General features: G+C 71.6%; 9 protein-coding genes. 4 read left to right on the top strand and 5 right to left on the bottom strand.

Translation table 11 applies throughout. The features are described 5' to 3' along the window. Positions 1-169: 169 nt before the first annotated feature. From LOC65_RS09500 to btsR, 4 genes are all read left to right on the top strand, one after another. Positions 170-1,903, top strand: a complete 1,734-nt coding sequence (locus LOC65_RS09500; RefSeq protein ID WP_230247323.1) for a methyl-accepting chemotaxis protein — start codon at positions 170-172, stop codon at positions 1,901-1,903. 174 nt (positions 1,904-2,077) lie between these two features. Beyond that, entirely contained in the window at positions 2,078-4,231 is a 2,154-nt protein-coding gene (locus tag LOC65_RS09495) for a bifunctional diguanylate cyclase/phosphodiesterase (RefSeq protein WP_230247322.1), read from the top strand. A gap of 151 nt (positions 4,232-4,382) precedes the next feature. Further along, a complete protein-coding gene (locus tag LOC65_RS09490; RefSeq protein WP_230247321.1) occupies positions 4,383-6,080 on the top strand; it encodes a sensor histidine kinase in 1,698 nt (565 codons plus the stop codon). A 14-nt stretch (positions 6,081-6,094) separates the two neighbouring features. After that, a complete protein-coding gene (btsR, locus tag LOC65_RS09485; protein ID WP_230247320.1) occupies positions 6,095-6,808 on the top strand; it encodes a two-component system response regulator BtsR in 714 nt (237 codons plus the stop codon). Here btsR and LOC65_RS09480 read toward each other — a convergent pair whose 3' ends face one another. From LOC65_RS09480 to LOC65_RS09460, 5 genes are all read right to left on the bottom strand, one after another. Further along, positions 6,809-7,204, bottom strand: a complete 396-nt coding sequence (locus LOC65_RS09480; protein ID WP_164963563.1) for a YidB family protein — start codon at positions 7,202-7,204, stop codon at positions 6,809-6,811. A gap of 259 nt (positions 7,205-7,463) precedes the next feature. Further along, the gene (locus LOC65_RS09475; RefSeq protein ID WP_164963562.1) at positions 7,464-7,799 is read right to left on the bottom strand and encodes a hypothetical protein; all 336 of its coding nucleotides are present in this window, start codon (positions 7,797-7,799) and stop codon (positions 7,464-7,466) included. Positions 7,800-7,811: 12 nt separating this feature from the next. Beyond that, positions 7,812-8,741: a formate/nitrite transporter family protein gene (locus LOC65_RS09470; RefSeq protein WP_230247319.1), complete on the bottom strand. Its 930-nt coding sequence runs from the start codon at positions 8,739-8,741 to the stop codon at positions 7,812-7,814. Beyond that, positions 8,708-9,976, bottom strand: a complete 1,269-nt coding sequence (locus tag LOC65_RS09465; protein WP_230247318.1) for an acetate/propionate family kinase — start codon at positions 9,974-9,976, stop codon at positions 8,708-8,710. Before LOC65_RS09465 ends, LOC65_RS09470 begins: the two co-directional genes overlap by 34 nt. Positions 9,977-9,983: 7 nt before the next feature. Next, positions 9,984-11,471 (bottom strand): bifunctional enoyl-CoA hydratase/phosphate acetyltransferase, encoded by a 1,488-nt coding sequence (locus tag LOC65_RS09460; protein ID WP_230247317.1) that lies wholly within the window; start codon positions 11,469-11,471, stop codon positions 9,984-9,986. Positions 11,472-11,645 lie beyond the last annotated feature (174 nt).

Below are 11,645 nucleotides of genomic sequence, written 5' to 3'. Positions count from 1 at the left end.
ATTGCGCAACTCGCCAGGCGACTGAGCACGGTGCTGCTGCAAGCTTGCTCACGCTCGAGGGGCACTCCTAATCAATTTTGAGGACGTCGCGCCGAAATAGCAGCCAGGCCGGTGGACGGCCGGGACAGCGACAAGGCCCCGAGTGGGCCCCAACACGACGGATACCACGATGCTCACCCACCTCAAGATCGGCCAGCGCCTGGCGCTCGCCTTCGGCCTCCTGCTGGCACTGCTCGGTGCCATGGCCGCGCTGGCGGCGTTCCAGATGTCGCGGCTGGCGGACAACTCGACCTACTACGCCGTGAACCTCGTGCCGTCGTACCAGGCCGAACATGCGATGGTGATCGCGCTCGCCGACGCCCGGCGCTACGAGGCCCAGCACATCCTGTCGGAGCAGGCCAGCGACATGGACCGGCTCGAGGCACTGATCGCCGAGCGCCACAAGACGGTCAACGCCGAACTCGACCGCTACGAGAAATCGCTGGTCACCGACGATCAGGATCGGCAGCTGCTCGGCGAAGCGCGCAAGACCGTGGGTGCCTACGTCGCGGCCTGGCCGGCGCTGCAATCGGTGTCGCGCCAGATGGCCTCCGACCCGGCGAAGGGCCAGGAGGCGACGGCCTTGTTCGTCGGCGCCTCGCCGGCGTACGAGGCGGCGCAGACCGCGCTCGGCCGCTGGTGGGACTACAACGTCAAGCTGTCCGAGCAGCAGGCCGAGCGCGCCGCAGCCACCTACTCGAGCGCCCGGCTGGCCTTGATCGTGATGGTCGTCGCGGCCTTCGCACTGGGCATCGGCGCCGCGGTGCTGATCACGCGCTCGATCGTCCGGCCGCTGCACCGCGCCGTCGAGGTGGCTGGCGCGGTGGCCGACGGCGACCTGAGCCGCCGCATCGACGCCGAGGGCCGCGACGAGATGGCCGATCTGCTGCGCTCGCTGGGCCGCATGAACGACAGCCTGGCCCGCATCGTCGGCCAGGTGCGCGCCAGCAGCGACAGCATCGCCACCGGCTCCTCGCAGATCGCCAGCGGCAACGCCGACCTCAGCCAGCGCACCGAGGAACAGGCCAGCAACCTGCAGCAGACCGCGGCATCGATGGAGCAGCTCTCCAGCACCGTCAAGCAGAACGCCGAGACCTCCCAGCAGGCCAACCAGATGGCCGCGGCGGCGGCCGCCGCCGCGGCGCGCGGCGGCGAGCTCGTCGGCACCGTCGTGACCACGATGCAGGACATCAGCAGCTCGTCCAAGCGCATCGCCGAGATCATCGGCGTCATCGACGGCATCGCCTTCCAGACCAACATCCTGGCGCTCAACGCCGCCGTCGAGGCGGCCCGCGCCGGCGAGCAGGGCCGGGGCTTCGCCGTCGTCGCCGGCGAGGTGCGCACGCTGGCCAGCCGCTCGGCCGAGGCGGCCAAGGAGATCAAGAGCCTGATCGGCGCCAGCGTCGAGAAGGTCGAGGTCGGGTCGCGCCAGGTCCAGGAGGCCGGCGAATCGGTGACGGCCATCGTCTCGGAGGTCCAGCGCGTGAGCCAGCTGATCGGCGAGATCACCAACGCCACCGTCGAGCAGTCCTCGGGCATCGGCCAGGTCGGTGACGCCGTCGGCCAGCTCGACCAGGTCACGCAGCAGAACGCCGCGCTGGTCGAGGAGAGCGCAGCGGCCGCCGAGAGCCTGCGCCTGCAGGCCGCGCGCCTGGCCGAGGTCGTCGGCGTCTTCAAGCTCGCCGCGGGCGGTGTCACGCTCGCCGACACGGCGCCGACGCCGCCGCGCGCGGCGCCCGCCCGGGCCACGGCTTCGGCACCGGCACCGCGTGCGACCGCCGTCGCCGCGCCGGCACCCGCGGCCCGGCCGCGTGCCGAGCGCGCCACGGCGCCGTCCGCCGAGGACGACTGGACCACCTTCTGATACCGGCCCGCCGGCGCACCGAAGGGGTGCACCAACCGGCCGGATCACGCGGCATCCTCACGATTTCATCGATTTTTGCCGGCACGAGGCGCCGATGAGGCGGACAATCGGGCTCCACGGCCGTCCCAAGCCCCCGAGGCCAGGGCCGGCGTCATGAATCGAGAGACCGAACCGGTGCCCCAGACCCACCGCGTCCCGACCGGACGCCCGACAACCGCCGGGCGCTCCGCCTCCGGGCACGCCAACGACGCCGAACTGCAGGCCGTGCACGACGCCGTGCTGCGACTGCTGAAGCTGCACCAGAACGCGCTCGACGCCATCTCGCAGGGCGTGCTGATCAGCGACGCCAACCGCCGCACCACCTACGTCAACGCCGCCTTCGTCAGCCTGACGGGCTACTCGGCCGAGGAGATGCTCGGCGGCAGCTGCGCCATGCTGCAGGGGCCGGGCACCGCGCCCGAGACGGTGCTGGCGATGCGCGAGGCGATGGAGCGCGGCGAACCCTTCCACGGCGAGCTGCTGAACTACCGCAAGGACGGCACGCCGTTCTGGAACGAGCTGAAGATCGTCCCGGTGCGCGGCGACGACGGCACGATCACCCAGTTCGTCGGTGTGCAGCGCGACGTCACCGCGCGGCGCGACGCGATGAACAAGCTGTCGCTGGCGGCGCGTGTGTTCGAGCAGAGCAACGAGGCGCTGGCCATCGCCGACGTGCACGGCCGCTTCGTCGCCGTCAACGAGGCGTTCACGCGCATCACCGGCTACACCGAGCGCGAGGTCATCGGCCAGAACCCGAGGCTGCTGAAGTCCGGGCTGCACGACGAGAGCTTCTACCGCCGCTTCTGGGAGGAGCTGCAGACGCGCGGGCGCTGGGAAGGCGAGATCTGGAACCGGCGCAAGAACGGCGAGGTGTATCCGGAGTGGCTGTCCATCGGCCGCGTCGTCGACGAGGGCGACCGCACGGTGAACTACGTCGCCTCGTTCAGCGACATCACCGCGCGCAAGCACGCCGAGGAGAACGTGCGCCGGCTGGCCTACTACGACCCGCTGACCGGCCTGCCCAACCGCGCGCTGCTGCAGGAGCGCGCCAGCCAGGCGCTGCAGATCGCGGTGCGCACCGGCGAGCCGGTGGCGCTGATGTTCCTCGACCTGGACCACTTCAAGAACGTCAACGACACGCTGGGCCACCCGATCGGCGACCGGCTGCTCGTCGCGCTGGCGCAGCGCATGCGCCCGGCGCTGCGCGACCAGGACACGCTGGCGCGCGTCGGCGGCGACGAGTTCGTGCTCGTGCTGCCCAGCACCGACGCCACCGGCGCCAGCTACGTCGCGCAGAAGCTGCTGCAGATCGTGCAGGAGCCGGTGCAGCTCGACGGCCACGACCTCACCGTGACGCCGTCGATCGGTGTCGCCGTCTTCCCCACCGACGCCGCCGACTACGACACGCTGTTCGCCTTCGCCGACGCGGCGATGTACCGCGCCAAGATGTCCGGCCGCGCGACCTTCAGCTTCTACACCGCGGAGATGCAGGCCCAGATGGCACGCACGCTGCGCGTGGAGAACGCGCTGCGCCGGGCGCTGGAGCGCGACGAGATGCAGCTGCACTACCAGCCGCAGTGCCAGGCCGCCGACGGGCGCATCGTCGGCGTCGAGGCGCTGCTGCGCTGGCAGCACCCGGAGCTGGGCTGGATCGGCCCGGCCGAGTTCGTGCCGCTGGCCGAGACCAACGGCCAGATCGCGGTCATCGGCCGCTGGGTGCTGGACACCGCGCTGCGCCAGCTGCGCGCCTGGCAGCTCGCCGGGCTGCCGCCGCTGCGCATGGCGGTCAACCTGTCGGCGGTGCAGCTGCGCCAGCCGGGGCTGGCCGAGCTGGTGGGCGAGCTGCTGCGCCGGCACGAGGTCGACCCGGCCTGGCTGGAGCTCGAGCTGACCGAGACCATGGCCTGGGACGACCCCGAGGGCTCGGCCCGCCAGATCGCGCGGCTGCGCGCGATGGGGCTGCGCATCGCGCTGGACGACTTCGGCGCCGGCTACACCTCGTTCTCGCACCTGAGCCTGTTCCAGGCGGGCACGCTGAAGATCGACCGCTCGCTGGTCGCCGGCATCGAGCGCGGCAGCCACCAGGCGAGCGTCGTCGCGGCCATCGTCAACCTGGCGCGCACGCTGCGCATGCACACCGTGGCCGAGGGCGTCGAGACGCCCGGCCAGCGCGAGGCGCTGCTGGCCGCGGGCTGCGAGTCGGCGCAGGGCTGGCTGTACGGCCGGCCGATGCCGGCCGAGGCCTTCGAGGCCCTGATTCGCGAACGCCAGGCACCACCGCCGGGCTGACGCGGGGCCGCCCCGGCAAAACTCCGAAGGAACCCCCGGGGAAATCTCGCCGGGATAACTCGAAGCGGTTGCCGCAAACCCCTTCGGCTGCCAAACTGTGGGCCGTGACGCGGCGCTGCCGGCGTATTTCGAGGGACCGAGGCTTTTCTCCATGAATTTCGTTGCGCTGAGCCTCACGCTGCTGCAGCAAACCTGCGTCTACCTCGTCGTGGCGTATCTCCTGGCGGGCACCCGGATATTCATCCCGCTGATGCACGTGACGATCCGGCTGCCGCAGCGCACGGCCTGCTACGTCGTCTGCTCGCTGTTCTGCATCATGGGCACCTACCTCGGGCTGCACATCGACGACTCGATCGCGCACACGCGCGCCATCGGCTCGGTGCTCGGCGGCGTGCTCGGCGGCCCGGTCGTCGGGCTGGCGGTGGGCCTGACCGGCGGCCTGCACCGCTACTCGCTGGGCGGCAGCTCCGCCCTGCCCTGCGCCATCGCCACCGTCGTCGGCGGCCTGATCGGCGGCGGCTACCACCTCTACATGATCCGCCGCGGCAAGGCCGCGACCGTCTTCCGCCCGGTGCCGGTGGCGCTGGTGACGCTGGCGTCGATCGTCGTCGAGATGGCGATCCTGCTGCTGATGCTGAAGTACCCGGCCAACTGGCACCTCGTCGAGCAGATCGCGATCCCGATGGCGGTGGCCAACACGCTGGGTGCCGGCATGTTCATGCGCATCCTCGTCGACCGGCGCAAGCTCTACGAACGCCAGTCGACGGTGTTCTCGACCAAGGCGCTGGCCATCGCCGCGCGGGTCGAGGGCCTGCTGCGCGAAGGTTTCGACCCCGACGCCTCGGCGCGCGCGGCGCGTGTCGTGAAGGTCATCCAGGAGGAGACCGGCGTCGGCGCGGTGGCGATGACCGACACCCGCCAGCTCGTCGCCTTCACCGGCATCGGCGCCGACCACCACCTGCCGGGCACGCCGATCGAGTCCAAGCTGACGCTGCAGGCGATCCAGCGCAACGAGGTCGTCTACGCCGACGGCAACGAGGTGCCGTACCGCTGCTCGATCCACGCCAAGTGCCCGCTGGCCTCGTGCTTGATCATCCCGCTCACCGACGAGGAGAACCAGGTCATCGGCACGATCAAGCTCTACGAGCCGCGCAGCCGGCTGTTCTCCAACATCAACCGCACGCTCGGCGAAGGCATCGGCCGGCTGCTGTCCAACCAGATCCTCGCCGGGCGCTACCTGCGCCAGCGCGAGATGCTGGCGCAGTCGGAGATCAAGCGGCTGCAGGCCCAGATCAACCCGCACTTCCTGTTCAACGCGCTGAACACGCTGATCGCGGTGATCCGCCGCGACCCCGAACGCGCCTGCACGCTGGTCTTCAGCCTGTCGACCTTCTTCCGCAGCAACCTCAAGCGCCCGAGCGAGGACGCGCGGCTGATCGAGGAGCTGGCCCACGTCTCGTCCTACCTGGAGATCGAGCAGGCCCGCTTCGGCGACCGGCTGCAGGTCGAGTTCGACGTGCCCGACCGGCTGCAGCACATGCGCCTGCCGGCCTTCTCGCTGCAGCCGGTGGTCGAGAACGCGATCAAGCACGGCACCTCGCAGCTGCTGGGCATCGGCCGGGTCAGGATCTCGGCGCGCCAGGAAGGCGGCGACCTGCTGCTGCATGTCGAGGACAATGCCGGCCTGTACAAGCCGCCGGCCGAAGGCAACGACGGCCTGGGCGTCAACCTGGTGCGCCGCCGCATCGCCAACCGCTACGGTGCCGGCTACGGCATGGACATCGAGTGCGAGCCCGAGGTCATGACCCGGGTCACGCTGCGCCTGCCGGTCTCGGCCGGTGACCTCTGAACGGTGAGCCCCGCATGAACGTCCTGATCGTCGACGACGAAGCCCCGGCGCGCGAGGAGATCGCTCGCCTGCTGTCCCGGGTGCCCGACGTGAACATCGTCGGCCAGAGCGCCAACGCCGTCGAGGCGCTGTCGGCGATCAACCACCTGCACCCCGACGTCGTCTTCCTCGACATCAACATGCCGCAGATCAGCGGGCTGGAGCTGCTGGGCATGCTCGACCCCGACGAGATGCCGCGTGTGGTGTTCCTGACGGCCTACAGCGAGTACGCGCTGAAGGCCTTCGAGCAGGACGCCTTCGACTACCTGCTCAAGCCCGTGGACCCGGCGCGGCTGGACGTCACGCTGCAGCGCCTGCGCCGCGACGCCGCGCCGACGGCCGACCTGGCCAAGCTCGCGGCGCCGCTGCGCCAGATCCCCTGCCCCGGCCACCAGCGCGTGCAGCTGGTCAAGGTCGAGCAGGTGGAGTACGTGAACTCCACCGGCACCGGCGTGTTCATCGTCAGCACCGACGGCGTCGAGCACTTCACCGAGCTGACGCTGCGCACGCTGGAGGAGCGCACGCCGCTGCTGCGCTGCCACCGCCAGTACCTCGTGAACCCGGAGCAGATCCTCGAGATCGTGTTCCAGGGGCTCGGCGGCGCCGAGATCGTGACCCACGGCGGCCGGCGCGTGCCGGTCAGCCGCCGCCTGCTCGGCGAGCTGAAGGAGAAGCTGGGCTTCGCCTGATCAGACCGCGCCGACGACGCGCGCGAACCAGCCCTGCACGCCCGGGCGCGCCGGCTCGACGTCGATGCGGCCGTCGGGCGTCAGGCGGTTCACCGCCATCGGCACGATCTCGGCCAGCACCTGGGCGGCGTCGGCCGGGTCCAGGTCGAGGCGGCGCACCAGCTTGTCGTAAAGGCGCTCGCCGAGCGCGCGGCGCATCGTCTTGCCGTCCATCGTGTTGTCGGCGCCGTGCGTGATCCAGCCGCGCATCGCCTCGCCGCAGCCTTCGGCGTCGAAACGCGCCGCCAGCGCCATCAGGCCGCCGTCGTGCTGGCGCAGCAGGCGCATCAGCGACTGGACGAGCTTGCTGTTCTCGCCACCACAACGCCGCGCCTTGCGCGCGAGCCCGATCGCCATTTCCTCGAATTCACAGCACATCTCGACCTCGACTGGTTTCAACCCGGTGTCTCGCCGGAGTTATCTCTGAGCCCAACATAACCCCCTGCGGGGAGACTGTCGAATTTCCTCCGAGGGCGCCCCCGGCCAATACCCGGAAAACCGCCGGAGAAAACCCCTGAAAAATGCCGCTGGCGCCCGCCAGGCGACCGCCCGGGGGCCGCTGGCGACCGTTCGCCGGAAAATCCGGCGGGTGTCTCGCCAGCACCACGGCGAGCGCTCAGGCGCTCGCCGCCCGGCCGTCGATCTCGCGGTCCAGCGCCTGCGAGATCGCGCGCCAGGCCGGGCCGGCGACGCAGGCGCCGGCGTGGTCGTGCTCGACCTCGATGCGCCGGCGCAGCACGACCAGCGCGCACAGGTTCAGGCGCTGGCGCTCGGGGCCGTGCGGCACCCGCGCGGCAGCGCGGCGCAGGCCCTGACGGCGGTCCAGCGTCTCGCGGGCGACGGCCTGCACCGCGGCGGCGTCGCGCCAGTCGATGCCGAGCGCCAGAGCGGCACGCACCAGCGCACGCTCGGTGTCGCGCGCGGTGGCCTGGTAGTCGATGAATCCGGACATCACGTCCTCCACTCAGGCGGCCTGGCCGGCGCGGGCGCCGCGGCGATACAGCCACCAGTAGGCGCCGGCGACGAGCAGCGCGCCGCCGACCCAGTTGCCCAGCGTCACGACGCCGAGATTGACGAGGTACTGGCCCACCGGGATCTCGGTGGCCAGCCGGGCCTGCGCCGCGGGCTCGGCCCAGAAGCCGGCCGGCGCGAACCAGCGCACCAGCAGCCCGTAGGGCACGAAGTACATGTTGGCCACGCAGTGCTCGAAGCCGGCGGCGACGAAGGCCGTGATCGGCAGGAACATCGCGACGATCTTGTCGGTCACGCTGCGCGCGGCCAGCGACAGCCAGGTCGCCAGGCACACCAGCACGTTGCACAGGATGGCCAGGCTGAAAGCCTTGAACGGCGGCAGGCTGGCCTTGCTGGCGGCCAGGTACAGCGCGCTGGCGCCGACCTCGCCGTGCCCGGCGCCGTACTGGCCGCCGAGGAAGACGATGAGCGCGGTGCCCAGTGCACCGACCAGGTTGCCGAACCAGACGATGGTCCAGACGCGCAGCATGCGCCGCGTGTCCAGCCGGCCGCTGGCCCAGGCCATCACCATCAGCGCGTCGCTGGTGAAGAGCTGGGCGCCGGCGACGACGACCAGCATCAGCCCCATCGAGAACGCAGCGCCCATCAGCAGGCGCATCACGCCCCAGGGCAGCACGTGGTCGGCGCCGGCGATGGCGACGGTGGCGAACATCGCGCCCAGCGCGACGAAGGCGCCGCCGAGCACGGCCAGGCCGAACTGCTGGGCGGCCGAGGCCTTGGCCTTCTTGACGCCCATCTCCTCGGCGGCGCAGGCCACCGCGTCGGGGGCCAGCGGGTCCAGCAGCGGCCGGGCCGGCGCGGCGTAGGCGGCCAGCGGGTCGTCGGCGCTCAGCAGATGGCGGGGGTGGGTGCGGTCGAGCACGATCCGGCCTCCTGGCGTGTGGCGAGCGCGGCGCCGCGCCCGTCGCCGGCGAGCCGGGACAGGGTGTGCATCGCGATCATCGTTTCCTCGTTCGTCGGCAGGACGAACACCGGCAGCACCGACTCGTCGGCCGAGATCTCCAGCGCACGCCGGCCGTTGGCGTCGTCGTCGATCGCCAGGCCCAACCAGCCCAGGCGCGAGCAGACGTCGGCACGCACGGCGGGCGAGTTCTCGCCGATGCCGGCGGTGAACACCAGCGCGTCGATGCCGCCCATCGAGCCGGCCATCGCGGCCTCCTCCTTGGCGACGCGGAAGCAGAACAGCTCGACGGCGCGGCGCGCCGCCGGCTCGGCGGACTCCTGCAGCACGCGCATGTCGCTGGACAGCCCGGAGACGCCCAGCAGCCCCGAGCGCCGGTACAGCAGGTCCTCCAGCGAGTCGGCGCCCATGCCCTTCTCGCGCATCAGGTACAGCAGCACGCCGGGGTCCAGCGAGCCGCAGCGTGTGCCCATCGGCAGGCCGTCCAGCGCGGTGAAGCCCATCGTCGTGTCGACGCCGCGGCCGGCGTGCACCGCCGCCAGGCTGGACCCGTTGCCCAGGTGGCAGATGACGATGCGCTGGTTGGCGAGTTCCGGACGCAGCGCCGCCAGCCGCTGCGACACGTACTCGTAGGACAGGCCGTGGAAGCCGTAGCGCTGCACACCCTCGTAGGCCGGCTCGCGCGGCAGCGCGTAGGTGCTCGCCACCCAGGGCAGCTCGGCATGGAAGGCGGTGTCGAAACACGCGACCTGCGGCAGCTCCGGGTGGCTGGCGGCCAGCGCGCGCATCGGCGCGAGGTTGTGCGGCTGGTGCAGCGGCGCCAGCGGCACCAGGGCCTCCAGCTCGGCCAGCACCTCCGGCGTCACGCGCACCGGGCGGCTGAACGTGCGCCCGCCGTGCACGACGCGGTGGCCGGCGGCGACGATGCGGTCCTCGGGCAGCGCCTGCGGCAGCCAGTCCAGCAGGAAGGCCAGCAGCGCCTCGCGCCGCTGCGAGTCCTCGGCGTTCCAGCGCTGCCGGGCGATGACGCGGCGGTTGGCGTCGCGGGCCTCGAAGACGGCCTCGGTGCCGATGCCGGCGATCTGGCCGCTGAGCACCTGCTGCAGGTCGTCGTGGGCCTCGACGCGGCGCAGCACCGAGAACTTCAGGCTCGACGAGCCCGCGTTGAGCACGAGGCAGGATTCGTGTCGGTTCATCGCGGCCTCACTCGGCAGCGGCGCGCTGGGCCTCGGCCAGCAGCGCGGCGATGGCGCAGGACGCCAGGCGCGACCGCTGGTTGTCGGCGCGGCTGGTCAGGATCACCGGCACCTTGGCGCCGAGCACGATGCCGGCGGCGTCGGCGTTGGCCAGGAAGGACAGCTGCTTGGCCAGCATGTTGCCGGCCACCAGGTCGGGCACCAGCAGGATGTCGGCCTTGCCGGCCACCGGCGAGACGATGCCCTTGGTGCGCGCGGCCTCGGCCGAGATCGCGTTGTCGAAGGCCAGCGGGCCGTCGAGCACGCCGCCGGTGATCTGGCCGCGGTCGGCCATCTTGCACAGCACCGCGGCCTCGATCGTCGACGGGATCTTCGGGTTGACGTTCTCGACCGCCGACAGGATCGCGACGTGGGGCTGGCGGATGCCCAGCGCCTGCGCGAGGTGGATCGCGTTCTGGACGATGTGCACCTTGTCGTCCAGCGTCGGCGAGATGTTGATCGCCGCGTCGGTGATGAACAGCGTGCGCTCGTAGGTCGGCACGTGCATCACGAAGACGTGGCTGATGCGCGCGGCGGTGCGCAGCGCGTTCTCCTTGCGCACCACGGCGGCCATCAGCTCGTCGGTGTGCAGCGAGCCCTTCATCAGCGCGCCGACCTCGCCGTCGCGCGCCAGCCGCGCGGCGGCCTCGGCGGCGTCCTTCGGGCACTCGACGTCGACGATGCGGCAGGCCGAGATGTCCAGCCCGTGTTCGGCGGCCAGGGCCTGCATCTGCCGCGCCGGGCCGACCAGCACCGGGGCGATCAGCCCGGCCTGGGCGGCGTCGACCGCGGCGCGCAGCGACGGCTCGTTGCAGGGATAGGCCACCGCGGTGGGCACCGGCGCCAGACGCTCGCACTGCTTGAGCAGCGCGTCGTGCTGGTGGTGGCCGATCAGCTGCACCTCGGGCAGCTCGACCGGCGCGGCCTGCACCTTGCTGCGCGGGGCGACGACCTCGGCGACGCCGCTGGCCACCAGAATGCCGTCCTGGTTGACGCAGCCGCAGTCGAGCACGACGACACGTTCGGCCTCGCGCTTCTCGAGCACCGTCACCGTCGCGGTGATGCGGTCGCCGACGCTGATCGGGTGCAGGAAGTGCAGGTCCTGGCTCAGGTAGACCGTGCCCGGGCCCGGCAGGCGCGAGCCGATCAGGCCCGAGACCAGCGCCCCGGTCCACATGCCGTGCGCGATGACCTTGCCGTGGCCGTTGCCGGCCGCGAAACGCGGGTCCAGGTGCACCGGATTGCGGTTCTCGGAGACGGTGGCGAACAGCCGCACGTCGTCCATCGTCAGGGCCCGCGTGCGGGTCGCCGACTGGCCGACGAGGATCTCCTCGAGCGGCAGGTTCGCGCTGACGCCGTCGTCGGCGTCGATCACCGGCGGCCGCGGCGTCGCGGCGGCGGCGTGGGGGCGGGCGCCGTCGTGCAGCGCGGCGGTGGGGCGGATTCTGGTCAGCATGGCAGTCTCTGTGCGGATTCGCGGGCAACAGCAGGCCCGACCGGGGTCGAACCCGGTGTCGTGGTGGATCGGTGGTTGCAGGTGCGGCGGGCCGCTCAGGTGACCTGCAGCCCGGCCTCGCGGAACAGCGAACGCGTTCGCTCGGCCAGCTCTTCGGACGGCGGCGCCACGCCG

It is taken from the genome of Rubrivivax sp. JA1055 (genome assembly GCF_020966565.1).
GTDB lineage: Bacteria > Pseudomonadota > Gammaproteobacteria > Burkholderiales > Burkholderiaceae_C > Rubrivivax > Rubrivivax benzoatilyticus.
The sequence above is the reverse complement of the archived record's forward strand: the minus strand, read 5'-3'. Positions and strand labels throughout refer to the sequence as shown.